Below are 23,396 nucleotides of genomic sequence, written 5' to 3' on the forward strand. Positions count from 1 at the left end.
AGTCGCTGTTCATGTCAAAGGCCTACATGGACCTACTGCTAAAATAGACTTTCATATAAAGAGCATGGTATTGTCCTCCTTTAGGACTAATACCATGCTCTTTGTCATATACTAAGCAAAATTCACCTTTATAATTATTACTTTTATATTACGTATTATTTCTATTTATTTACCCTTTGTAACATTTATGATATAGTAGACCATGGAAAGGTGGTATGTTATGAAAAACAAACTCATTAGTTTTCTATTACTTCTTATGATGCTTGTTATACCTCTTCAAGCGAATACCTCTTGTAAGCTTATACTTAATGGTATCACTTATAAACCTACTTATACACCGATCATCTCTCAAAAAAATCTTTTTTTATCGCTAGATGATTTAGTTAATATGACCTATTCTACATACAGCAAAAGTAGCAATAATACTTACCTTTGGTCACTCCCAAAAACAACTTTAGAACTTACGACCAAAAGTAAAATTGTAAAGGTTAATCAAAAACAACAAACTCTTAATACTGCACCTTTTACAGTTAATGATGTACTTTATGTTCCCATTAGCTTTTTAAAATTAGCCGATTATCCTTACACTTTGTCTTCTGATTTAACCCAATTTGAATTAACTTCACTCTTACCTTATTCAACATCAACAGATACCTATACCTCTCATACAACTTTATCTACCGACTATACAAAATTAGAGGATATTTTTACACCACTTCTAAAGGAGGATAGCCAGCCACTTATTAAAACAGCCATTAAATATAATCAATATTTAAGTTTCGCAAGCAGTTCCTATAAAAAGGATATCCTTGCAGGATTAAATAAGGTGATTGGTTCTTTACCTGAATTAGAGGTAACTTTTAGAAATCTCGACCTGCTAAATGACACACCAACTTGCAATAATTTAACAACCTATCCTCTAAAAGTAATATCAGATAATAATGGTATTAGAGTAAAATTTAATCATACAGATATGGTATATGAATGTTTATGGCCTACCTATAATCCAAATAGCCATACTACCGCTATTGATATTAACAAATCCTTGGATGTCATGATTATGAGGGCACTTTATGAAAATTACAGAGATACCTATGATTTAAAAGATGATATTCACTTTTCTCCCATTACAACAGTTCAAATGGGACGTTCAGATTCTATTACTTATACAGTGTACTCAGATCACCTTTTAGATCAAACACATACTTATACGGTCACTATCTATAAACATATTACTCCAGGAAAAATTAATTATATTGTAGATTTAGGTGCACATACTATCACTTCTTAAAAATTTAGCTTTTAAAACCGAGTAAAAACTAAAACAATATTTTTCGTTTTAAGTTTACTCGGTTTTTTAGTGCCCAAAACATTTCCACCATAATATTATAGTAATGTAAAATATTACATTAAAAGGATGTCTTATTATGAATAATCTTATGAGTTTATTTTTACTTTCTACAGCAACCACTGCTCATCAGAAAAAAGTAGCCGCTTCGTATAAATATGCTTGCCAGCAAAAGCAGTTGCTTCGTACACCTACATGTGCACAGCCTAATCGTGAAACAGCAACAACTCCACCTCAGGCTCCTATAACCAAAGTACCTATGGTTAGCTCAAGTGAATTAGCTATGCTTAATACGCTTTATCAAGCAGATGAAGCTACTGATATACCTGCTTCCACTGGTCCTTTTGAACTACCTCCCTTGGAATATAACTATAATGCTTTAGAACCATATATTGACGAAGCAACCATGCGTGTCCATCATGACGGACATCATCGTACCTATGTTAATAACTTAAATGCGGCTTTGTCACGTTACCCGGAGTTTTATGCTTATACCCTAGAAGAGCTTTTACTTTTTTCTGACCGCTTACCTAGTGATATTCAAACACAAGTTATTAATAACGCTGGTGGCCATTATAATCACTCTCTTACTTGGAAGCTCATAGGTCCACCTACAAATTCCGAACCAACAGGACAACTAAAAACAGCTATTGAAACCCAATTTGGTACTTTTGATAACTTTAAAGCAGCGCTTACTTTAGCTGCCTTAAGTGTATTTGGTTCTGGTTATGCATGGCTTATATTAAATCCTTACGGTAGATTACAAATTGTAACCACCGGCAATCAAACGACCCCTATTCCGCTTCGTGGTATTCCTCTATTACCTATTGACGTTTGGGAACATGCTTATTATCTCAAACATCAAAACAAACGTGGCAATTATATTAGTGACTTCTTTAATGTTATTAATTGGGATCGTCTAGGTGAACGTTATGATGCTGCTCTAGCTAGCTTAAATCTCCCCACTAGTACCACCTCACAATAATCTGATACTTTATTTCTGCTAGAAATAAGAGGGTAATCATCCTTCTTATATCTAGCAGTCTCTCTCATATCATTCTTTTTTCAACACAATTTTCTTTAGCGCCTTGTCCCTATCTATCAAAACATGATATGATGTTACATAGTATAAAGATGAGATGAAAGGTCATAACTATGAATTTTAAAACACTAGGGATTTCCCCTGAAATGATAAATCACTTAAAAAAATCAGGTATCACAATACCAACACCCATTCAAGATCAAACAATCCCCCTTATATTATCAGGAAAGGATGTCATTGGTGAGGCACAAACAGGTACAGGTAAAACATTAGCTTTTTTACTTCCTCTTTTTGAAAAGCTTTCTTCTAAAAGCCCTAACATCCAAGCCCTTGTTTTATCTCCTACAAGAGAGCTTGCTATTCAGATCACCCAAGAAGCAAAAAAGTTAGCTGAAGCTAAGGCTATCGGCATTCTACCTATTTATGGTGGACAAGATACAGCCATGCAGCTAAAGAAATTAGGAAAACCTGTTCATTTAGTTATTGCTACGCCAGGACGTTTACTAGACCACATTGGCAGAAAAAGTATTGATTTAAGCAAAACCACTACCTTCGTTTTAGATGAAGCCGACCAGATGCTTTTAATGGGCTTTAAAAATGACGTAGAAAGTATCACTAAGCAGCTTCCTAAAAAGCGTCAAACCTTATGTTTTTCAGCTACCATGGATGCACCAGTTAAAAAACTTGCTTACCGCTATACTTCTTCTCCTACAACTGTAACGATTGCTAAAAAGAAAATAACTATTGAAGCCATCCATCAAGAAATTGTAGAGACCACTGATCGTCATAAACAAGCTGCTCTTCTTCAGGTATTAAGCGAAGATAATCCTTATATGGCTATTATCTTCTGCCGCACCAAACGCCGTGTTGAAGTGCTTTATGAAGCTATGAAAGATAAAGACTATAACTGCGTAAGGCTTCATAGCGATATTTTACAATCCAAAAGAGAGCGCATCATGAAAAGCTTTAAAAAAGGTGATATTCAATACCTTATAGCTACGGATGTTGCTGCTCGTGGTCTTGACATCTCGGGTGTCACCCATATTTATAACTATGATGTACCTGAAACACCCGAAGCCTATATTCATCGTATTGGACGTACAGGACGTGCCGGAAATGATGGCTACACTTGCATGTTTATGTCTCCAAAAAACGAAAAAGAAGTATCTGAAATCGAAGCACATATCCGCTTTAAAATCCCACGTCGTATACTTCAAGATATACTTTAATTACCTAACGAAGAAGTGCCATAAAATCAATTGATCTAGCAAATAGTCACATTAGCTTTTTATAAAAGCATAAAAAAACGACATGAGTTAACTTGCTAAAGCCAACTCATGTCGTTTTTTTGTTATATCCTATTCAATCATAATAGACCTAGCTATATCAATACTATCACATCATAGTTTTCTATATGAGTTAATGATGTAACAGAAATTCTTGTAGATTCATTACATTATTAACTATGTAATCTGCTCCAGCTAATTCTAATTCACCCTCTTCTGCATATCCAAATTTAACACCAATAGAATGAATATGACATGCCTTTGCACCTAGTATATCCTGTTTTCTGTCTCCCACCATAATGGTCTCATGCTTATCTTCCTCATTCAACTTTAGTTGCTTAAATACTTCTTGTATAACCTCAGCCTTATTACTTCGTGTACCATCCAATTCGCTTCCGACTATCACCTCAAAATATTGTTTAAGGTGATAATTTTCTAGTATTTTTTCAGCATAGATATAGGGTTTAGAAGTTGCCACAGCAAGTTTCTTTTCCTGTTTCCTTAGGGCTTCTAACATTTCTTTAATACCTTTATAAACACCATTTTCAAATAAACCAATAGTGCTAAATCTTTCCCTATATTTTTCAACAGCCACTTTAGCTTGCGTCTCATCTAAGCCATAGAATGTCATAAAAGAGTGCTGTAATGGTGGCCCAATAAAACAAGTCAAGTGATTTAAATCATTTTCTTCTATATTGAAATGTTTTAAAGCATATTGAACGCATTTAGTAATCCCTTCCTTAGGGTCAGTAAGTGTTCCATCTAAATCAAATAATATACTCTGATACATTCATCTTCCTCCTCAATACTTTTATCTAGGCCTTTGTAAGCTCTTCCTTTCTTTACTTATCACTTTGATTTTATTTTACAAGAATAATCAGATCTTCTATTACACTGAAACCATTTTTTTCATAAAATGTCCTTGAAGGATAGTTTTTTTCTGTATTTAACATCATGCCATTCATTCCCTGGGCTTTTATATCGGCTTCGATTAAACTGATAAATACACTTCCAATACCCTGTCCTTGCCACTTTGTACTGACACAAAACTCGTCAATGTAATACTCCATCCCGTTAATCCAAGGCTTCTTCATACCAACACTTAATGCAACCACCTCATCATCTATTATTCCAACATAACCTACAAAATAATTATTATCCATATGATTTTCAAAGAATGTAACCACTTGATTTCTAGATTCATACACATCATTCCATGGTGCTTTTGAAAAGGTCTCTATAAATAGATCTACGCAAGCATCCAGCTTATCTTTCTCAAGTTTAACAATATTTAATTTTTTAGCCATCTTAATTCTCCTCTTAATCTTGAAAAGTCTTTAAAGCCTTTATCGTCTGTTCAATCAGCTCATCTAATGTCCAACCCAGCATCTCTGCCCCTCTTTCAATGACCTCTCTTGAACATCCCGCTGCAAAACCCTTACTTTTAAATTTTTTCTTTACAGACTTGAGTTCTAAGTCTTGAATGCTTTTTGAAGGTCTCATCAAAACCACAGCCCCAATCAGTCCTGTTAACTCATCTACTGCATAAAGTACTTTTTCCATTTCATGTTCTGGCTTTATATCAACCGTTATCCCGTAGCCATGGCTTGCTGTAGCATGAATAATTCTTTCATCAATTCCATGTGCTCTCATGATTTCTTGTTCTTTGATACAATGTTCTTCTGGGTATTGTTCAAAATCGAGATCATGTAAAAGCCCTACAATTCCCCAAAATGTCTCTTCTTCACCATAACCTAATTTTCGTGCAAAATATTTCATTGTTAGTTCCACAATCTCCGCATGCTCTAGATGAAATGCCTCCTTATTGTACTCAGTTAAAAGATTCCATGCCTCTTCTCTTGTTATCATCTTTACCATCTCCTGTTTCTATTTCATTAAATTCATTAAGTCTACTTTATATATTAAGTATTAAGCACACTTTATGCCACTAAAAGTTAAAGATAAGTTTTAACTCATTTTATATTATTTCATGTAAGGATTCAATTTTTTATTCTATATAGACTTTGATAATCAAATAAAAAAGCACTCCTCCAAGTAACGTGTATACATTACTGGATAAGTGCTTTTTTGCTCCAGACTCTTGAAAGATATCAAAAATGTTAATAAGAGATACATAAACAAGTTGCTGTCCCTCTTTATTGATATGTAATATAATAGCATTTGCTAAAAAATCTCATGAATATTTTTTTTAGTTCTTTCACATATTAAAATTATTAATAATATAAAGGAGGTTCATTATGGCACAATTAACTGCAAAAGAACTATCTGCAATTAACGAGTTACTAGCAGGAGAGTCACATTTAGTAAAAAAATTTCAACTGTTAGCAGATTCTACAACTAATGCTGAACTCAAAACACAATTTACTGATATTTCTAATAAGCATCAACAACATTTTAATTCTATATATGAATATCTACAATAAAGGAGACACTTATGACTAATTACGGAGATAAAGAGCTTCTAACAGATGCACTAGATGCGCAGAAAACAGAAACAAATAATTATAATACTTTCGCTAATGAATGTGCACATCCAAATCTTAGAAATACCTTTTTAAGTATTCTTAGTGAAGAACATGATATCCAATTCCAGGTATTTAATACAATGCATGCAGCTGGTTTTTACCCAACACCTCCAGCTGAACAAGCAAAAATTGATGAAGCAAAACAAACACATGCTTGCTGCTATAAAGCATCAAAATAACAAACTCTCATAAACCTTTATAAATAACCAGTAATCTATGTTTTGAGTTATTCCACATAAATTACTGGTTATTATGCTCCTTAGACTATTAAAAAAAATAAGCGTTCATCTGTATATCTTCTAAAACCTTATGATATACAAATGAATGCTTGACCATTCCTACCCTGTGCAGTATTTTTATTTTTTATGTTATTATAGCTGATATATATAATCAATTATCTAGTTTTTACTCATTAAGCTAGGGCAAACACTTGTCTTACAACTAGCATTGATCTATCCTTTTATGCTTTAGGTATTTATAATCATTCAAAAGGGTTAACCCTGTAGACCTTTTGACTGTCTTTCCATATCTTCAATGACAATATCATAAATTTCACCAAGTGAAGCACAGTATTCTAACACTTCCCAAGGTTCATTGGTATGGTAATGTATTTTAATGAGTTCTTCATCTCCTACTGCTAGTAGGCAGTCTCCCTTTAAATGATGATTAAAATAATCATTGATCTTATCTTCATCAAGATTTTTTCCTTCAATCAATAGCTGTGTATCATATCTGAATTCTAGCATATCCTTCTCCTTTTCTAATCTCTATTTACTCATTTAATTATTTATTTAGCCTTAGTTAAATATTATACCCCTATAAATATATCGTCAAGATACTGGTTTCTTTATAAAATGGACCTATATATAAAACTACAAAAAGTATGCATTTAGTGCTTGAATAGAAACAAAGATGTGCGAGAACTTTGACAATGATGTGCCTTTTTATTTGACAGATATATACCGAAATATTAGAATTAATAAAATATAGTTAATTTTAAAATTATTAAATAAAATATAAAAATAATTAAAAGTGAGAGGTGAAGAGAATTATGAAGTATTATGTAATTGATGCGTTTGCTAGCCAACTTTTTAGAGGCAATCCAGCTGGGGTTTGTCTGCTTGATAGCGAAATCCCAGATGCTTTGATGCAAAAAATAGCTTTTGAAAACAATCTTGCAGAAACTGCGTTTTTATTACATACAGAAGGTTCGTACCACTTACGCTGGTTTACACCTGAAGTCGAAATTGATTTATGTGGCCATGCAACACTGGCAACCGCATTTGTAGTTATGAATTATGTTGATCCTGCATTAACACATATCAGTTTTGAGACCAAAAGTGGACTCCTATCTGTTACCCGCAATAACGACATGTATACTATGAACTTCCCCAGCCGAATGCCTCAGCCAATAGAGATAACCCCTTTTTTAGAAAAGGCACTAAACTGTCATGTACTGGAGACTCATTTATCAAGAGACTTACTTGTTTTAGTAGAAAATGAAGCTACAGTTGTAAATCTAGATGTAAATATCAATATGCTGGCTGAAATGAGCAAAGATATTTCCTTTGCTGTGATTGTCACCGCGAAGGGAGATAGCTGCGATTTTGTATCAAGGTTTTTTGCACCAAATGCAGGGATTAATGAAGACCCAGTAACAGGCTCTGCACATAGTACACTAATACCATTTTGGAGCAAACGACTCAACAAATCAAAAATGGTAGCAAAACAGTTATCTCAACGAGGTGGGACATTAATTTGCGAGTATTTAGGAGAAAGAGTAAATATAAGTGGTAAGGCCATTTGCTATCTTGCTGGCGATATAATCCTATAGAGACCTCTTATTTATAAATTCTCACAATACGAACCATGCAATATACTCTTGCATACAATATACTAGATTTTCTCTTTTTTGCCCCCATAATTAAGAGATTACTGCTTTTAATGACACATTTCATTTACACAATATATAATCACTTCATAACATTATAGTAAAATCAAATCCTAAAGGTTCTTATACTCTGCTTAGAAAAGCTTACTAGCATTTTTCTAAGCATTTTTTAATGCATAAATTAAACAAACTATCTTTTGTTTTATATGTGAAATGCTTATTTTATATCACCATTTTTTCTATATGATTAAAATGCATATCATACTCTTTAATTATTTCAGCTAAGTTAATGCTCCAATATCTGTTTTCATAAAAGAATTTTATAGCCCTAAATTTTGAATAATAAAGCAGTTTTCCAAGCTTCACCTCCCTTAGAATTCTTTCACTTTTTTAACAATTCAGCTAACATATCTTTTTCTTTAAGTTGTTGCTTAAGCCTAAGGTTTTCTCGCCTAAGACGTTCTAATTCATCAACTTCATCATCTGTTTTATGATGACCTCTTTTATCTACTAATGCCTCTTCGCCATTAGTATCATATTTCTTAATCCATGAATAAATCTGACTATATGAAATACCAAATATAACTGCTGTCTCTTTGTAATTTCGCTCATGCTTGATACAGTATTCAACGGCCTCCTTACGTTCCTTAATAGTTGTTTTTCTTCTTGCTTGGCCATATAGACCTCCCGTTTAGGACATAATCACTAAGTTCTCTATTGGCATTATACATCTTAATCCAGTTTGCTAAAACTGCTTCGCAAGAAATGTTATATTTAGCCGTAATTTCATCTGTTGACATTTCTCCATCTAAATATATTTTGCAGCACATCTTTTTGAAATCAGATGTATATCTAGTGTTCCCAATTCCTCTAGCAAAGGCTAGTATTCCATGCTCCATATATCGCTGTGCCCATCGCCGAACTGTTTTAGACGTGATATTGTATTTAGATGCAATATCAATAGAAGATGCCAATCCATCTAAATACTCTTTAGCAACCATGACTCTCCATTCAGGTGTATGTGGTGATTCGGCCATAAAAAAATCCCCCTTAAGTAGACTTTGGTTATTTACCTTGTCTATATTAAGGGGAATCATATCATATTCTAGCCCGGTCCTACTTTTTGTTTATTAAGCTAAATAATTATTTATTACGATAAACTGAAATTTATTACTTTGTTATAGTTTCAACCTCAACTGAAAATTCTTCAAAAAAATCTTTTATATCCTGTTCTGTATCCACATTAAAACCTTCATACAAAATAAAATTACCGGTCGCTGAAACCGCTCCATCTTCTCCTACAGCAAACGAAATTGCTACTGGCACAGCACTTTCGTATGTGTAAAGATAAATTACATCCTCGGTTAATTCATCACTTACAAAAGTTTTTCCACCCGTACAAATGCTTGCAGCTGCCAGAGTCGCTGCTCCTCCCGTTGCATTGACTTGGTTAATAATTGCGCCATTCATTCTCGATTGCACATAGCCCTTCAATGTATCAGACAAACCCTCTGTTGCTTCACTACCTGTTATCTCCGCCAATGCTAAAAGAGTTTCTTCTGAAATTGCAACCTTGTAAATAGCTTTTGGCTCAGAAAAGTCTCCTTCTCCTGCATTTCTCACTATATCCTGTATTTCGCTACTCGCAGAATATATTTTCAAGTATGTATCATTGCTTGCCATTTCCTCCATTAAAGAAATTACTTCAAGCCCCTCCTCATACAATGTTTTATTAGAGCTGTTTCCTCCTCCACAACCACACACCCCCAATACCAGTACTACAGATATTCCTATCGTAATAATTCTTTTTTTCATAAGCCACCTCTAACTTCCAATTTATATTTCTTATATATAAATATAATCCTAAATAAACATTATTCTTTTTTTAATATATAGTCAAATAAACTCTATAACTCTTACTTATATTTTCAAAACAAATTCGCATTTTATCTATTTATTCTTGCTAAAGTTTTATTTATTTTTGAGTTATTTTTCCAGCTGGTTAAGACCATCTTACCAAACTTAAAACTACCGAGTTAATGAGCTTTAGATAAGATGGCCCTTCATGTGTCCTTATTTGACAAATACACACAAAAATATTAGAATTAAAAAAATAATGTGTACAATAACTTATCTTAATAGGAGGTTCTACGCATGGAGCGATCAGATATTGCTTTTTACAAACAAATTGAACAAAACTTTATTGAGTTTGCAGAAAGCCGTCATGATATACGAGCTGCTTTTGTTATTGGTTCACGCGCTCGTTCAGATCATCCTGCCGATGAGTGGTCTGATATGGACATTGTGTTCTATACAACAAACCCAAATTTTTATCTTCAGCAGCAAGATTGGCTGGACAAAATCGGTGATATTCTATGCTCTTTTGTTTTTCAAACTGCAGGTGGTGATCCAGAGCGGCTTAATTTATTTAAAGATGGTCATCAGGTTGATTTTGTAATTCATTCTGTCGACACCTTGCGTGATATTGTGTCCGCAAAGGTAGTTCCCAGTAATTTTTATCGAGGAGTCCGCGTCATTGTTGATAAAGATCATCTTAGCAATGCCATTATGCCAGCCCATTTTCAGCCGCCGGAAGTTTTATCCATCTCAGAGGCAGCCTACTTACAAGTTGTGAATATGTTTTGGTTCATATCACTATATATTGCAAAGCAGTTGCTCCGTGGAGAATTGTGGGTGGCTAAAATGCGTGACTATGATGCCAAAGGACTTCTTCTACAAATGATAGAGTGGCACGAAAAAGTAGTGTTTGGTAGCGAGTATGACACATGGCATGCAGGACGCTTTATGAATGAATGGGTTGATGAAGATACTCAGGCAGCACTTTCTAAATCCTTTGGCAGATTTAATCAGGTTGACAGTTGGAATGCGTTACTATCAACCATAAATCTTTTTCAGAAACTGTCAGCAGAAGTTGCCCTAAAAATGCAGTATTCTCGTCCCGAAGCACTTGAAACCTATATATCTGACTGGATAAAAGCGAAATCAGAGATAGTCAATTAAATTATTTATTATTTTTTGTATATATTTCTCTGATTTCATTTTTTATATATTATGCCCTTTTCAAATTCTTTTTTAATGCATAGATTCTATTTTTAGTATTATATTAGGAGTGTAGTAACGTTGATGTTTTTTCTCCTACTTAGTTATTATCTACTCCGATCCGTCTTTGGGTCCTTATCGGGGCCATTAATATTTGAGCCTAGTATGTTTTTCCTATTACACCCTTCATCAATCATTGTAATTAGTCTTGTTGTCCTCTTCTTCGGCTTTAATATTGGCTTCTACAGTCTTTTTAACAGCTTCTTGCTGTTTTTTTTAATTCTTTTTCCACTCTGTAGATTTCTTTAGCCATTTCTTTCTTATATCCAACAGATTGCTTAGAATGCTCCGCAATACCTAAGCCTTTAGTAAAGAGGCTTAAAGCATAGTGACTTTTATTCTAACTATGGTTTAGTATTCTATACAGAAATAGACAATTCCTTTGATACTCACAATTTAACCCGATTATCTACAATATAACAAAAAAATAGGTGTACCTTATAGGAATTTTCATTTCCTAATGCACACCTATGCAACTAGACTATTTGAAAATAATGTCCCAATTAAAACTGTACAAGCATTGCTAGGACATAAAGATATAGCTACAACTATGAAGATATTCACTTATGTAATGCGAAAAACTGACAAATGAAGTTCAGTGCTAAAATAATACTTGGTTAGGTCCTGCATCTTTTAGGGCCCATTTTTTATATCATTTAAAATAACGTTGCAAATTATTTACAAGTTTTTGAATTATTGCAACCCAAAAACAAAAATAGCTAAAGCCTGTATCTATTGATATCCTAAGCTTTAGCTATATACTTTATGACCCATACGGGAATCGAACCCATGATTTCACCGTGAGAGGGTGAAAAAGGTATTTTTAATGAAATACTTGATACTCAATGCACAGCTAGTATTTTCAAGTATTTAAGAGCCTTTTATTTATTTTCTTGTTTTTCATTTTTTGCTTTGAATCATAGGTGTTTATTTAAATTTATTTGCAGTAAAATTTGCAGTTATTAATTTTCGCCCTCGCTTACACTCCATAATGCTTCTAAGTTAATCGTATGACTTTGTGGCTGATATTTTTCCTCCAATTTATCTACCTTTATAAGTACTGGGAAATTGCATGCAGTTCCCGTCATAATACACCCACCTTGCGGAAGAATAGGTATCATCTCAAATGATGCTCCATCTAAAAATGAAACGCTCCTTCCAATTGCTTTAATGTCTTCATTATTTACTAAACGATGTAAAAAATAATTATGCAATTGTGAAATAATAGTTTCGGAAATATCAGATGGTCTCTGACTTGATATAGTTAAGAATACCCCAAATTTTCTTCCCTCTTTGATTATTTCTTCAAACAATTCAAGCCTATAATCTTTCCACATGCTACTCTCACGATCCGATTGCTTAGATAAAATATTATGTGCTTCATCAACTATTATAAATAATGAACTACTCTGATTTTCTTGTAACTTATGAAAATCATATGCCCTCTTACACACTATCATAGGAATAATTTTTCTCATCTCAATATTAACTTCGACCAATGATATTATCTGTAAATTTTCATCTATAACATCAGCATTATCAAGTTTAAAAATCTTTCTTATCTCTAATAAACGATTGTCTAATCGTCTAAGTAATGGGGCAATATGCTCTTCATTTATATACCCCCTTGCTACATCATTTGCATATTGTAATTTTACTATAAACTCAAATCTATCCCATTCATCTATGTTCTCTTCTTCATCTTTGTATTTTAGATTATCTTGAGTAATAACTTGCAGTAAATTTATCACATACTGATTATGCTTAAAATCATCTTCACTATTAAAATAAATATTGGCTTGATCGATTATGTATAACTTTCTACTAGTACTATGATATGCTAGCTTTCCAAATAAATTATCCACTTCCGCAGAACAATTATCAAATCCCAAACTCAATATTTCTTTATAATACTTTTTTAGCGTACTAAATTTATCAGCATAGTCATAAATACTATTTATCATTTCTCTTATTTCATTAAGTATACTATTATTTTGTACTGATGCACTAAATTTTTGAATACACTTCTTTAAGAAAGGCTGTTGTGTTTTTTCAGTTGCTTCTAGAATAATTGACCAAAATTCTAAGTCTTCAATGGCTTTTTTATCAATTGGGAATAACTCTTCTCCTCTTCTTGTCGATAGATGATATACTTTTTTATTTACATTTGATATTGTATTTTCATATTCACCGTTAAAGTCAATAATAAGAAACTTACTACTATTTTTAAATACTTCACTTTCTTTATATATATCAAATAGTTCCTTATATATCTTTGCCAACGTATTCGATTTACCACTTCCAGTATTTCCAAATATGCCTATATGGCTTGCAAACAAACTCTGAACTCCGATTTTTAATTTATACTTATTGTACCCTATAATTTCTCCAATAGTTATCGTAGAAGCATTATTAGCTGAAAATGCGAATACACTTTGTATTTCTTCTTCAGAAAGTATATATACGTAATTTGATATTAATGGTAACTCAGATAGCCCTCTATGAAATCTATCTTGTCTATCCATATATCCTATTAAACTAATTTCAATTACTCTATGAATTTGCTCCTCTTTATCATAGTAAATAACCTGCTTATTAGGATTTAGTAACGTAAATTCTCCTTCTATTTTTCCAATTATATCTTGAAATCCCTTCCTTATTTTTACAAAGCCGCCCACTGATACATTCTTAATTACTTCCCCACAATAATTTAAATTTGATTCATTTTTATCTTTATAGACTTTGGCTCTTACCTTTTGCCCTCTAACTTCAATAACTTCCCCTATTTTAAGTATTTCGATATCCATACCTAGTTTCCCTCTCTTTGCCAAATTTTTTACTTAATATAGAAGAACTTAAGAACTTATTCAACTGCATTAAATCTAGCTTTGTCTCTTGTACTGCACACGCAACTTCTTCCTCATTTTTCCCTCCTTCTATTTCTTCTGTTTCTTCTGTTTCTGCCTCTTCACATAAAGTTTCATCTCCTTCAATAACACTTCCATTTTTTTCTTTATCTAAAGTTACAATCCAAACATTATTTAACAACTCAAATTTATCCATAAATGAATTAATATCTTTTACTTGATATGCAAAAATAATCATGATTAAAGATGGATTATTCAATGCTCTTAATGTAATTTCATGAATATGTTCATCAGCAAATGAAAAACCAAATACCATTAAAATAACATTATTCTTTTCTAATTCATTAGAATAAATTCTTAATAACTCATAATAGTTCTTATCCAATAATGTATCACTAAATTTTTCTTTGGTAGGATTTACTATCTTAAATGATTCCTGATACATTTTAGTTAATGGTTTCCATATATTGTTTAAATCAGCATCTTCAACATTAAAATTTTCAAGTAACTCATCAATAAACAATTTATTCACTTCATTCCAGTTTGCACCTTTTACCTTCTCCCATATTTCTCTTATTTCATCTTTCTTAGTATCAATTAATTCATGTACATGAGTATTAAATTCATTTAAAGATTGTTTATAATCTCCATAACAAAATCTGCTATCACTGTATTTTTTCCATGTAATAGAACCATGTATTTTAAACAAATTAACAATTGGTATCTCAGTCACTCTATCAGAAAATAATACTTGCTTCTCAAAAATCATATTGTAATGTGCTGTTGAAAAATATGGTATTATTCGCCCAACAAATCCATCATTATATACAATATTCGCTTCCTCAAATGATAGTTCTAAAAAAACGTCATAATTAGTTGTAAAAATATTTACTTGCTTATGTAATGTTGCACTTTCTCGCTTATTTAAAATATGTTTTATCATACTAATAAACTCTATTTGAGCCTTTAAATCTGTTTTATTGGCATGTTGATCAATAGGGTAAATACACTCCTCAAAGAATTTTAAGTATAATATGCTTTCCAATGCCACATATTTATTATTTTTATCCTTCTTGATTATCTCCATAACCTTTTCTATATTTCCTAGAGTCCCTAGTAATGGTGCAGAGAATCCTGCTCCTAGCAAGAAATTTATACTATTTGACTCTATAAGTTCAACCATATCACTAATAAATTGTTCATCGTATAAGTATTTTATTTGTGCCATATTTCATTCACCCCATAACAAATTTTTCACTAGTTGTATAAGACATATTAAAATATGTTAGTTACTTTTCCTCTGCAGATTCATATACTTTTACATATTTATGTACCGTTTGCCTAGATATACTGCATATTCTTGCTAATTCTGATTTATTTATTTCTTTACTTCTATATTTAGGATAATGCTTAATAAAACTACTAGGTAAATTCTCAATTGTTGTAATAGGCCTTCCTATAACTTTACCTTTAGCTACTGCATTTGCCATGCCACTCTTTACACGTTCACTAATCATATTGCGTTCCATCTCAGCGAATACACCCATCATCTTAAGCATTCCATCAGTCATAGCATCAAGTTCACCCTTGCTACAATCTACTACAAAACCACCAATTACTAACTTGAGTTGCTTTTCTTTTACCTTTTCAATAATCTCACATAACTGCTTAGTACTTCTCGTAATACGTGATACTTCTGTAGTAACTATTGTGTCTCCTGCTTTTACCTTATCTAATAACTTATTTAGTTCAACTCGATCTACCTTAGTACCACTTTCATATTCCCAATATATATTTTTCTCATCCACACAACCTAAAGCTTTAAGTTCTCTCTTCTGTCTATTAATATCCTGCTTATTTTCATTAGTTGAACATCTTGCATATCCATATGTAGTCATTCTAATTTCCACCTTTTGTCATTTATTGACTTAATCATAACTTGTCTATCTATATTCGTCAACAAAAAGGTGGTTTAATTTTCTTTTACACTTTTCCACTATTTTTATGCGCTTTTATAGGGTTTGATATATACTTAAAATTGTCAATGAAATCATTTGTTTTCTTTTACACATTCCTTCGAATCATTTACTACTATTCTTCATAATACATTATTCTGTTTTCATTAATATACTCAAAACCATTATCTAATTTATCTTGCTTAATATTCTTCTTCACTATTCGCTTAACACTATTCAGCGAACTAATTTCTTCTTCTACAAATAACTTTATAAGATTATAAACTAAATGACTTATGAATGATATTGTATGCTCAAAAATAACTCCATATTCAATTCTTAGCTCAACATGACTTACTCCATCATGAACTATCTTATTTCTTAATTCATAAAAGTAGTATACCCAATTAGCAATATATCTCTTCTTTTCTATATTAGCTGAATCTGCAATTAAACATGCAGATCTAATTGCAACTTTTTTTCTCTGATTACTTTCATTCTTTCCTAATAGTAAGGTTTCTAATATTGTAGCATATGTTGGTATTACCGTATCCAGATTAGTATAAGTAAGATTAGAATAAAGTAAATTTAATGCTGACCTAATACTATTAGCTACCTTATCATGTAGTATTATCCTTAAGAATAATTTTTCTACCGTATCACTAATATTCTCATTAATACTCATATCCTCTAAATAACTAAGGGGTGATACTATGCTATTATAGTTATCTTCTATAGATGTATAATATTTAGGAATTGTAAGCTCAAAATCATTTTCATCAAAAGCTCTATCCCCTATTTTTATTGCACATTCTGTTCGCCTACACCCACCATTAGTATGATATGCATCTATAAGCATAACTTGTTTAAAAAATGATTTAGTATTCTCTTCTGTCCATCTATTCGCTATATACAATATACTAATTGCAACCTTTAAATCAAAAATATCCACATATCGATTAGTATGAACATCTAATAATGCAAATGTATTACAGTCTCTATACTTTGTGATTACCCTATCCGCTTCCTTATTATCTTCACCTCTTAAATCAATAGCTAATTTCAACTTGCTTTTATCTGCAAAGTCTATTTTCTCTAGATACATTTCTTTATCATTACCATTAGTAGTATTTATATCTATTCCAAGTATTGTTGCCATTTGTTTAGCTGTGTAGGCTCTAACAATAATTCTAATGATACCTTTATATCTTATTCTTATTCCTTGAATTGGTATTATTAACATTACTCACCTCATGAAATAACCAGAATTTTAGTGTTCCTATACTATTAATTTTCCTAAAATAAAATACTTTCATTTTTCTTCTTGCCTAAATGAATCAATATTCTTTATGCCCCAATCTATCGTCTAGTTAGAAGTAATATCTGTTAAAATTATATCTATATTTCTTCTGATAATTTATGTTATTCATCATAAATATAGCATATGTGACTTTAATCATCTGTCACATTTTGTCATACAAATAACATATTTTCTTACTGATAAAGCAACCAACGTTCTATTTCCGACACAAAAGGCACCTATTACTAGGTGCCCTATACTTCATTACTTATGCAATTTCTACATACCTATATACTGACATACACTCTACATCCGTTCGCATTATATATTCATCTTCCCCTATATATTGCACCATAAATCCTTTATTAAAGAGTGAGTCTTCTATTTCCAACTCATTTCTCAGCAACTGAGTTAATGGATAAAATCTCACGCCATAATAATTCTCTGTATCACAAATAAGAATCTTTCCTTCCTCTCCACAGCTCTTTAAAAATCGCTCTGCTGCATACATTCTGCCTGTATAACTTTCTATTTTTCCATCATTAATATAATCGGTTGCTCTAAACAGTATAGGTGTCTCTTCTGGTGTATATCGCTCTAAAACCATTTCCCACACTTCTAGCCATTCTTCTTGCCTTTCATCTTCTCCACTATAAATCCAGTTTGCTAAAAAGCTATACGTTTCTTTATTAACTGCTTTTTTCGTTTTAATCGCCCTAACAAGGCAGTTTGCAATCTTTGTTTTCTCTCTTTTAGTCATCTTCTTTTATGTCCTCGCTTATGTTTTCATTTTTAAAAATTATCCCCCTCAAAAAATTTCATTTCAGGAATTTTGTGTGAGCGTATCGCCTCTCGTGGTCGACCTCTATATTCACCTTTTTCCCTTGAAACTAGGGGGGATAGGCATTTTATTATTAACCTCTGTTCCTAATAAAGTCTCTTTATGGTGCTAATACAAAATATAAAACCTCTCTTATTTGCCTTATTTCTTTATATAAATGCTCTGTATTTTCACTCATATGATCAGACATATTTTCAATTTGATATGCTATTTCAGCTAAAAGATTTGTCTTTCTGCAAAACTCTTCTTCACAATAGGCTTCTGCCTGCTCTACTGTATTAAATGACTTAATTCCTAATATCTTGTTATGTTTATCCCTAAAATAAACATCCGAACCCTCTCTTTCCATTGTTTTTACATAATAGCTATTAATATATTTCTTTTGATTTAAATCGATATACATTTTTGTTTTCCTTTTCAATTTCTTCTTTTTCGTTATCATTTTCCTGGGTTCTTGCGGTAGTCCAATCGGTAGCTGTCACATTCAAATCCTTTGATTATCATACGCTTCGCTAGTTTCGGTAGTACACACCCAAACCTAGCTTTACTAATAAACTATTTTATCCTTTTAAAGTCTTCTTATTAATTAGATCTATACACAAACTACTTATCCTTTTAACTATCTCTACTACCGATAGCCCTTGATATCTCTAACTTCTTCTACCTACTAAACTACCGAAAAACTATCTACAAACTACTGCTAATTTACATTAACAAATTGGCTAACTGTTAATACCAATGCTATGTCTCTATAATAAACATTCCTTCCATCGCTTTCTTTAGGAATGCGCTTCTTCATATCTAAGCCAAATCTTGTTTTGTTATCTGGTACTTCATTATTAGCTCTACACCATTCTACATATTTGGTATACAAATCCTTTGCTTGTACCTTTGATCCTTCCTTATGAATCGTACACTCTTTAAGAAAAAGACCTAATGTATCACTTTCTTCTTTAAATTCATGTACTAGATTAATAACTGCTGGCGGCTCTTTTAGTCCTTCCTCCAAATATAAATGGATACCTTGAATACACCACCATAAAATACCCCCTACTTCTTTCATAAGCTTTTCTTTTAAATGCTTATCTTTCTTTTCCTCTGGCAAATCCAGTTTAAAAGGAATGACCTTTAACCGTCTCCAAATCCCTTTATCCGTTCCTACAACCTCTGGCATATGATTCGTAAATAGCCATAGTTTAAACTGTGGCAAAAAAGAAGTCGGTTCACAATATAAACGCCTTGCTGTGACCTTATCTTCACCTGTAAGCTGCTTAATTAATCCTTCATTAAATCGTACTCCTTTATTACTTTCTACGCATACGACCAAACGTGCATCCATTAAATTGATAATGTCAGGACTTGCCTCTGATCCTTGCCTAATTTGAGAGATTGTTTCTGCCTGTGGACACTTCACATAGTCATTTAGTATATAACTTAAAATGTCCTTAAATACCCCTTTTCCATTGGCTCCATCACCATACCCAATAAACATACACTGTTCATGAGTAAAGCCTGTTAAACTGTAACCTATGGCCTTTTGAACATACCTCATTAACTCTCTATCCCCTAAGAAAATCTGCTTTATAAATTTTTCCCAATTAGGAGCTGCTATATTTTCTACATATGCAACATTGGTAACTTGCGAAAGATAATCTGTCGCTCGATGTTCTTTAAGTTGCTTATCATTAATATCGTAAGTGCCATTTGGCATATTAATAAGGTGTCTTGGCTGATTAAAGTGTGTAGACACAATCGGCAATAAATGCTTAGTCTCATTCAAAATAGAACTCTTTCCTCTATAACTTCTGCAATTTTTAAGGTGCATATTGTATAAGAAAGTTTGTTTCTTTTTCTCTCTGCCCTCTGGCATTTTACTTAAGATTAAAGCAAAATCATGCCCCATACGTTCAATCATTTTACCAGCCAGTATTCTAACACCATCTACTCTATCTTCTTCCCACTTAATGCCATTGTATAGATACCATTTATTCATATCATAGGCAAAGCAAAGTCTATCTTTGTACATTATGGCCATCGTATGAGCATTATCTGTATCATCTAATCGATAATTCTTATAAGGCTCACTAATTCGCTTCTGCTCTTCTACTTGCTCAATAAGCTCTAAGAGTTCATGCTTGGTATGCCCTTCTTCTAGGTAGTCCGTCACATCACCATGTGGTTCTTTGCTTGGTACGACCACCCTAATAGTTTTAGCAACTACTGCTAGGTCAGCACAGATTTTCTTACTTAGTTGCTCACCTGCTTCATCATTATCTTGAAAAATGATTACATCTAGATTCTCAAAGTATTGTTTAAAATCCTCTAACCATGCAGTGGCTCCTCCTGCTGTGGTGGCTAAAAGTCCCAATTGCTGTAGTGTGTGGACATCCTTCTCACCCTCTACGTAATAGATAGGCTTCTGTTGTTCTTTCGCTTCCTTAATAGCTGATTTATTATAAAGTGTCTTATTAATGTTCTTAAAAACATTCTTCCAAATCACTTTTTCTTCCTTTACACGAAAATGACGAATTTCCTTGCCCTCATATCGTGCCTTATAGTACAATACATTTTGCAATTGATCATCATAATAGGGATATAAGGCTTCCAATCTTAAATCACCCTTTTTAGGATCTTGCCACACCTTTACTTTTTCTCGCCAAGTTAGAGTATAGGTGTTGTTTTGTTTAAAGAGATATTTCATTTCTAGTCCAATAGCACCTAGAATCATTTCTGTACTGCATCCTGCGTGACAATGTAACAAAATGCGTTCATCCGTTTCTTTGATTGATAAACTTGGTTCTTTATCTCTATGAGCAGGACAACAACAAATATATGAGTCTGCTCCATTCTTTTTTACCTTTTCTAATCTTTCTAATAAATCCTCGATCCTCAAATCTTTCCTCCTGCATGTCTTCCTTAAATGTCTTTTTATATTATTAGTGCATAACCTGTTTCTTGCTCTGTAAATACTTATATAAATCCTGTTCATCTACTCTTAATGCTCTTTTACCTAATACAATCTTAGGAAAGCCTTTGGACCAGAACATATTATAAGTTGCAGTTGTACTCAATCCCGTAATCACTTGTGTCTGCTTTGGTGTCAATAATTTCATGCTCGTTACTCCTCTTTCAATAAATCTTCTACTTTGACTTCTAATGCTTTTGCTAATTTACCTATTGTCTGTGGCCTTGCCACTTGTCTACCACTTTTTAAGCGTTGTAAGGTCACTCTAGATATACCAGCACATTTCGATAATTCTTCTGCTGAAAAACAATTTCTTGCAATTTCAACAGAAAGTTTATGTGTATCTATTTTCAATTCTCTACCTCCTTTTAGATACGTTTTGTATCGAATACCTTTTAACTATAAGATACATTTTGTATCTAGTCAATACTGTTTCAAAATATTATGTATACATTTTGTATCGTTTATGGTAAATTACATAATGAAGGAGTGAGGAAATATGTTAGGTAATAATATTAAGACTGCACGTAAAAAACTAAAATTAACTCAAAAAGAACTCGCTCAACAATTGGGTATAGCAGAGATTACAATAAGAAAATATGAAAAGGGAGAAAGGGAACCTAATTTAGAAACTATAGAAAAATTAGCGGTTACTCTTAAAGTTACCCCTTATGAATTACTTGGTAATCTTAATAACTCAGTAGCTCTTAATCATGCACCAATGGCAGAGGTTACTAAAAATCTCTCTTTATTAGCCGGATCGCCTGATGATGCCATAAATGGGCTTGGTACTAACTTAGAGATACTCATAGAGAATATAACAGCGAATACCTTAAATAAGCATAATGTACCTTATACAAGGCATGATGCTCATGCCTATATTGATGCTATGAATAAACTACTCAACAAACTCTGTATCATTGCTAATCCCATGCAATTCATTAATGACCCAGAGCATACCAATCTTATAAAGGAGATTGATAATTTTATGGGATATAAGCTTAACCAATTTAACGAACAGGAGGATTAAATGACCAAAGCTACACAAGAAAAGACTAGAAAGAAAGGACAAAATGTAGACGGACTCTATACTGCTACCGTTGATACAGGTATACGAAATGCTAATGGTACTAAAAAATACAAATATTTTAGAGCCAAAACTAAAAAAGAATTAAAGGCAAAAGTAGATGCTTATAAAATGGATGTGGCACTTAATGGTAAACCACTTGATAAAACAACTGTAACGCTCTCTGAATGGGTTTATCAGTTCTTATTTGTTCATGTGATTCATGAGGTCGCACCTACTACATTTCACCGTTATGTTAATCTATATGAGGTGCATATAAAAGATAGTTATATTGGTGACATAGGCTTACAATGCATTACACATACACAAATACAACGATATTTCAACAATAAAACCGATAAGGCAAAAGCCACCTTACAAAAAATAAAAAACCTATTAAATAAGGCGTTTAAATCAGCTATTCATAATAACTTTATTAGATATAATCCAATGGATGGCATTATTATCCCAAAAACAGCTAAAGAAGCTAAGGAAATCAAAATCCTAACGACCCAAGAACAGTTACGTTATATAGAAGCCTCAAAAGCTGAGCCAAACGGCCTCTTCCTTCGTCTTGCTCTTTATACAGGTATGAGACTGGGAGAAGTTCTTGCACTTAAATGGGAGAATGTGGACTTAGAGCAAGGTACTATTACCGTCAAAGAAAGTATGAAACGTTCTAGAGTCTACAGTGATGATGGGAACTTTATTGTGGAGGATGTGATTAAAGAGCCTAAAACTAAAAAAGGTATCAGGCTCATATATATACCTGATATCCTTATTGAGGAACTAAAACAAATTGAAAAAGAAGATGGCCTCGTGTTTGACACCAATGAATCTACAGTTAATCATATGCATGATCGCATCTGTACTGCTGCTAAAATCAATCCAAATAAAGTTTATAAAGGTGAAACTGCAACAACTGTCTATGGTGTAGGTATACACGCTTTAAGGCATACATTGGCTACTAGACTACTTGAAAACAACGTAAACATTAAATATGTGAGTGATATATTAGGACATAAAAACATTACTACTACCTATAATATCTATAGTCATGTCTTAGATGATAGCAAAAGAGAAGTAGCTACTACAATTAATCAAATCTTTACTTATTAAAAGGCTCAGTACACTTTAACTGAGCTTATTTTTATAAAATAGATTTTTCA

The 23,396-nt window shown here is 32.5% G+C and carries 26 protein-coding genes; 10 read left to right on the plus strand and 16 right to left on the minus strand.

The genetic code is table 11. The features are described from left to right. Window positions 1-220: 220 nt before the first annotated feature. From CLOLE_RS13080 to CLOLE_RS13090, 3 genes are all read left to right on the plus strand, one after another. Complete coding sequence (locus CLOLE_RS13080; protein WP_013657598.1) at window positions 221-1,291, plus strand: copper amine oxidase-like domain-containing protein; 1,071 nt, start codon at window positions 221-223, stop codon at window positions 1,289-1,291. Between the two features lie 136 nt (window positions 1,292-1,427). After that, the gene (locus tag CLOLE_RS13085; RefSeq protein ID WP_013657599.1) at window positions 1,428-2,333 is read left to right on the plus strand and encodes a superoxide dismutase; all 906 of its coding nucleotides are present in this window, start codon (window positions 1,428-1,430) and stop codon (window positions 2,331-2,333) included. Between the two features lie 170 nt (window positions 2,334-2,503). Then, complete coding sequence (locus CLOLE_RS13090; protein ID WP_013657600.1) at window positions 2,504-3,619, plus strand: DEAD/DEAH box helicase; 1,116 nt, start codon at window positions 2,504-2,506, stop codon at window positions 3,617-3,619. A 190-nt stretch (window positions 3,620-3,809) separates the two neighbouring features. On the opposite strand, the gene CLOLE_RS13095 is transcribed toward CLOLE_RS13090, so the two are convergent. From CLOLE_RS13095 to CLOLE_RS13105, 3 genes are all read right to left on the minus strand, one after another. Beyond that, on the minus strand, window positions 3,810-4,466 hold the full coding sequence (locus CLOLE_RS13095; RefSeq protein ID WP_013657601.1) for an HAD family hydrolase: 657 nt from the start codon (window positions 4,464-4,466) through the stop codon (window positions 3,810-3,812). Window positions 4,467-4,536: 70 nt separating this feature from the next. Next, window positions 4,537-4,983 carry a GNAT family N-acetyltransferase gene (locus CLOLE_RS13100; protein ID WP_013657602.1) on the minus strand — a complete coding sequence of 149 codons (447 nt, stop codon included), beginning with the start codon at window positions 4,981-4,983 and terminating at the stop codon, window positions 4,537-4,539. 13 nt (window positions 4,984-4,996) lie between these two features. Next, window positions 4,997-5,545: a hydrolase gene (locus CLOLE_RS13105; protein ID WP_013657603.1), complete on the minus strand. Its 549-nt coding sequence runs from the start codon at window positions 5,543-5,545 to the stop codon at window positions 4,997-4,999. A gap of 389 nt (window positions 5,546-5,934) precedes the next feature. On the opposite strand from CLOLE_RS13105, the gene CLOLE_RS13110 reads away from it, so the two are divergent. Both CLOLE_RS13110 and CLOLE_RS13115 read left to right on the plus strand, forming a co-directional pair. Then, complete coding sequence (locus CLOLE_RS13110; protein ID WP_013657604.1) at window positions 5,935-6,120, plus strand: hypothetical protein; 186 nt, start codon at window positions 5,935-5,937, stop codon at window positions 6,118-6,120. Between the two features lie 11 nt (window positions 6,121-6,131). Continuing rightward, window positions 6,132-6,401, plus strand: a complete 270-nt coding sequence (locus CLOLE_RS13115; protein ID WP_013657605.1) for a spore coat protein — start codon at window positions 6,132-6,134, stop codon at window positions 6,399-6,401. Window positions 6,402-6,716: 315 nt separating this feature from the next. Here the strand turns inward: CLOLE_RS13115 and CLOLE_RS13120 are convergent, their stop codons facing one another. Beyond that, complete coding sequence (locus CLOLE_RS13120) at window positions 6,717-6,968, minus strand: hypothetical protein (protein ID WP_013657606.1); 252 nt, start codon at window positions 6,966-6,968, stop codon at window positions 6,717-6,719. Window positions 6,969-7,273: 305 nt separating this feature from the next. Here CLOLE_RS13120 and CLOLE_RS13125 point away from each other — a divergent pair, with 305 nt between their 5' ends. Further along, window positions 7,274-8,056: a PhzF family phenazine biosynthesis protein gene (locus CLOLE_RS13125; RefSeq protein WP_013657607.1), complete on the plus strand. Its 783-nt coding sequence runs from the start codon at window positions 7,274-7,276 to the stop codon at window positions 8,054-8,056. A gap of 439 nt (window positions 8,057-8,495) precedes the next feature. Here the strand turns inward: CLOLE_RS13125 and CLOLE_RS23965 are convergent, their stop codons facing one another. From CLOLE_RS23965 to CLOLE_RS13135, 3 genes are all read right to left on the minus strand, one after another. Then, complete coding sequence (locus CLOLE_RS23965; protein ID WP_334290683.1) at window positions 8,496-8,765, minus strand: helix-turn-helix domain-containing protein; 270 nt, start codon at window positions 8,763-8,765, stop codon at window positions 8,496-8,498. Further along, complete coding sequence (locus tag CLOLE_RS23910) at window positions 8,761-9,150, minus strand: helix-turn-helix domain-containing protein (protein WP_013657609.1); 390 nt, start codon at window positions 9,148-9,150, stop codon at window positions 8,761-8,763. The genes CLOLE_RS23965 and CLOLE_RS23910 overlap by 5 nt, the downstream gene beginning before the upstream one ends. Window positions 9,151-9,283: 133 nt before the next feature. Beyond that, entirely contained in the window at window positions 9,284-9,928 is a 645-nt protein-coding gene (locus CLOLE_RS13135) for a hypothetical protein (RefSeq protein ID WP_013657610.1), read from the minus strand. Window positions 9,929-10,267: 339 nt separating this feature from the next. Between CLOLE_RS13135 and CLOLE_RS13140 the strand changes: the two genes are divergently transcribed. Both CLOLE_RS13140 and CLOLE_RS24050 read left to right on the plus strand, forming a co-directional pair. Continuing rightward, on the plus strand, window positions 10,268-11,134 hold the full coding sequence (locus CLOLE_RS13140) for an aminoglycoside 6-adenylyltransferase (RefSeq protein WP_013657611.1): 867 nt from the start codon (window positions 10,268-10,270) through the stop codon (window positions 11,132-11,134). A gap of 526 nt (window positions 11,135-11,660) precedes the next feature. Further along, on the plus strand, window positions 11,661-11,825 hold the full coding sequence (locus CLOLE_RS24050; RefSeq protein ID WP_270049156.1) for a tyrosine-type recombinase/integrase: 165 nt from the start codon (window positions 11,661-11,663) through the stop codon (window positions 11,823-11,825). A gap of 370 nt (window positions 11,826-12,195) precedes the next feature. On the opposite strand, the gene CLOLE_RS13145 is transcribed toward CLOLE_RS24050, so the two are convergent. From CLOLE_RS13145 to CLOLE_RS13180, 9 genes are all read right to left on the minus strand, one after another. Continuing rightward, window positions 12,196-14,040: an ATP-binding protein gene (locus CLOLE_RS13145; protein ID WP_013657612.1), complete on the minus strand. Its 1,845-nt coding sequence runs from the start codon at window positions 14,038-14,040 to the stop codon at window positions 12,196-12,198. Then, window positions 14,021-15,328 carry an SIR2 family protein gene (locus CLOLE_RS13150; RefSeq protein WP_013657613.1) on the minus strand — a complete coding sequence of 436 codons (1,308 nt, stop codon included), beginning with the start codon at window positions 15,326-15,328 and terminating at the stop codon, window positions 14,021-14,023. The genes CLOLE_RS13145 and CLOLE_RS13150 overlap by 20 nt, the downstream gene beginning before the upstream one ends. Before the next feature lie 61 nt (window positions 15,329-15,389). After that, on the minus strand, window positions 15,390-15,998 hold the full coding sequence (locus CLOLE_RS13155) for a recombinase family protein (protein WP_013657614.1): 609 nt from the start codon (window positions 15,996-15,998) through the stop codon (window positions 15,390-15,392). Window positions 15,999-16,191: 193 nt separating this feature from the next. After that, on the minus strand, window positions 16,192-17,298 hold the full coding sequence (locus CLOLE_RS13160) for a HEPN domain-containing protein (protein ID WP_013657615.1): 1,107 nt from the start codon (window positions 17,296-17,298) through the stop codon (window positions 16,192-16,194). Between the two features lie 325 nt (window positions 17,299-17,623). After that, the gene (locus tag CLOLE_RS13165) at window positions 17,624-18,115 is read right to left on the minus strand and encodes a hypothetical protein (RefSeq protein ID WP_013657616.1); all 492 of its coding nucleotides are present in this window, start codon (window positions 18,113-18,115) and stop codon (window positions 17,624-17,626) included. Window positions 18,116-18,296: 181 nt separating this feature from the next. Then, window positions 18,297-18,599: a hypothetical protein gene (locus tag CLOLE_RS13170; protein ID WP_013657617.1), complete on the minus strand. Its 303-nt coding sequence runs from the start codon at window positions 18,597-18,599 to the stop codon at window positions 18,297-18,299. Between the two features lie 297 nt (window positions 18,600-18,896). Further along, window positions 18,897-21,089 carry a phage/plasmid primase, P4 family gene (locus CLOLE_RS21915; protein WP_013657618.1) on the minus strand — a complete coding sequence of 731 codons (2,193 nt, stop codon included), beginning with the start codon at window positions 21,087-21,089 and terminating at the stop codon, window positions 18,897-18,899. Window positions 21,090-21,132: 43 nt separating this feature from the next. Then, window positions 21,133-21,309, minus strand: a complete 177-nt coding sequence (locus CLOLE_RS22495; protein WP_013657619.1) for a helix-turn-helix transcriptional regulator — start codon at window positions 21,307-21,309, stop codon at window positions 21,133-21,135. A 5-nt stretch (window positions 21,310-21,314) separates the two neighbouring features. Continuing rightward, on the minus strand, window positions 21,315-21,515 hold the full coding sequence (locus tag CLOLE_RS13180; RefSeq protein WP_013657620.1) for a helix-turn-helix domain-containing protein: 201 nt from the start codon (window positions 21,513-21,515) through the stop codon (window positions 21,315-21,317). Window positions 21,516-21,660: 145 nt separating this feature from the next. Between CLOLE_RS13180 and CLOLE_RS21920 the strand changes: the two genes are divergently transcribed. Beyond that, complete coding sequence (locus CLOLE_RS21920) at window positions 21,661-22,191, plus strand: helix-turn-helix domain-containing protein (protein ID WP_013657621.1); 531 nt, start codon at window positions 21,661-21,663, stop codon at window positions 22,189-22,191. Beyond that, entirely contained in the window at window positions 22,192-23,346 is a 1,155-nt protein-coding gene (locus CLOLE_RS13190) for a tyrosine-type recombinase/integrase (protein ID WP_013657622.1), read from the plus strand. Window positions 23,347-23,396: the final 50 nt, after the last annotated feature.

The organism is Cellulosilyticum lentocellum DSM 5427 (assembly GCF_000178835.2).
GTDB classification, from domain to species: Bacteria; Bacillota; Clostridia; order Lachnospirales; family Cellulosilyticaceae; genus Cellulosilyticum; species Cellulosilyticum lentocellum.

What these genes read in the sequence shown, in the direction of transcription:
- CLOLE_RS13155 (WP_013657614.1), bottom strand. Translation starts at nt 15,998, where the DNA reads ATGACTACATATGGATATGCAAGATGTTCAACTAATGAAAATAAGCAG.
- CLOLE_RS13145 (WP_013657612.1), bottom strand. Translation starts at nt 14,040, where the DNA reads ATGGATATCGAAATACTTAAAATAGGGGAAGTTATTGAAGTTAGAGGG.
- CLOLE_RS13095 (WP_013657601.1), bottom strand. Translation starts at nt 4,466, where the DNA reads ATGTATCAGAGTATATTATTTGATTTAGATGGAACACTTACTGACCCT.
- CLOLE_RS13120 (WP_013657606.1), bottom strand. Translation starts at nt 6,968, where the DNA reads ATGCTAGAATTCAGATATGATACACAGCTATTGATTGAAGGAAAAAAT.
- CLOLE_RS23910 (WP_013657609.1), bottom strand. Translation starts at nt 9,150, where the DNA reads ATGGCCGAATCACCACATACACCTGAATGGAGAGTCATGGTTGCTAAA.
- CLOLE_RS13150 (WP_013657613.1), bottom strand. Translation starts at nt 15,328, where the DNA reads ATGGCACAAATAAAATACTTATACGATGAACAATTTATTAGTGATATG.
- CLOLE_RS13140 (WP_013657611.1), top strand. Translation starts at nt 10,268, where the DNA reads ATGGAGCGATCAGATATTGCTTTTTACAAACAAATTGAACAAAACTTT.
- CLOLE_RS13100 (WP_013657602.1), bottom strand. Translation starts at nt 4,983, where the DNA reads ATGGCTAAAAAATTAAATATTGTTAAACTTGAGAAAGATAAGCTGGAT.
- CLOLE_RS13125 (WP_013657607.1), top strand. Translation starts at nt 7,274, where the DNA reads ATGAAGTATTATGTAATTGATGCGTTTGCTAGCCAACTTTTTAGAGGC.
- CLOLE_RS13190 (WP_013657622.1), top strand. Translation starts at nt 22,192, where the DNA reads ATGACCAAAGCTACACAAGAAAAGACTAGAAAGAAAGGACAAAATGTA.
- CLOLE_RS13115 (WP_013657605.1), top strand. Translation starts at nt 6,132, where the DNA reads ATGACTAATTACGGAGATAAAGAGCTTCTAACAGATGCACTAGATGCG.
- CLOLE_RS13105 (WP_013657603.1), bottom strand. Translation starts at nt 5,545, where the DNA reads ATGATAACAAGAGAAGAGGCATGGAATCTTTTAACTGAGTACAATAAG.
- CLOLE_RS13160 (WP_013657615.1), bottom strand. Translation starts at nt 17,298, where the DNA reads ATGTTAATAATACCAATTCAAGGAATAAGAATAAGATATAAAGGTATC.
- CLOLE_RS13165 (WP_013657616.1), bottom strand. Translation starts at nt 18,115, where the DNA reads ATGACTAAAAGAGAGAAAACAAAGATTGCAAACTGCCTTGTTAGGGCG.
- CLOLE_RS13090 (WP_013657600.1), top strand. Translation starts at nt 2,504, where the DNA reads ATGAATTTTAAAACACTAGGGATTTCCCCTGAAATGATAAATCACTTA.
- CLOLE_RS13110 (WP_013657604.1), top strand. Translation starts at nt 5,935, where the DNA reads ATGGCACAATTAACTGCAAAAGAACTATCTGCAATTAACGAGTTACTA.
- CLOLE_RS22495 (WP_013657619.1), bottom strand. Translation starts at nt 21,309, where the DNA reads ATGAAATTATTGACACCAAAGCAGACACAAGTGATTACGGGATTGAGT.
- CLOLE_RS13135 (WP_013657610.1), bottom strand. Translation starts at nt 9,928, where the DNA reads ATGAAAAAAAGAATTATTACGATAGGAATATCTGTAGTACTGGTATTG.
- CLOLE_RS13085 (WP_013657599.1), top strand. Translation starts at nt 1,428, where the DNA reads ATGAATAATCTTATGAGTTTATTTTTACTTTCTACAGCAACCACTGCT.
- CLOLE_RS13080 (WP_013657598.1), top strand. Translation starts at nt 221, where the DNA reads ATGAAAAACAAACTCATTAGTTTTCTATTACTTCTTATGATGCTTGTT.
- CLOLE_RS13170 (WP_013657617.1), bottom strand. Translation starts at nt 18,599, where the DNA reads ATGTATATCGATTTAAATCAAAAGAAATATATTAATAGCTATTATGTA.
- CLOLE_RS21920 (WP_013657621.1), top strand. Translation starts at nt 21,661, where the DNA reads ATGTTAGGTAATAATATTAAGACTGCACGTAAAAAACTAAAATTAACT.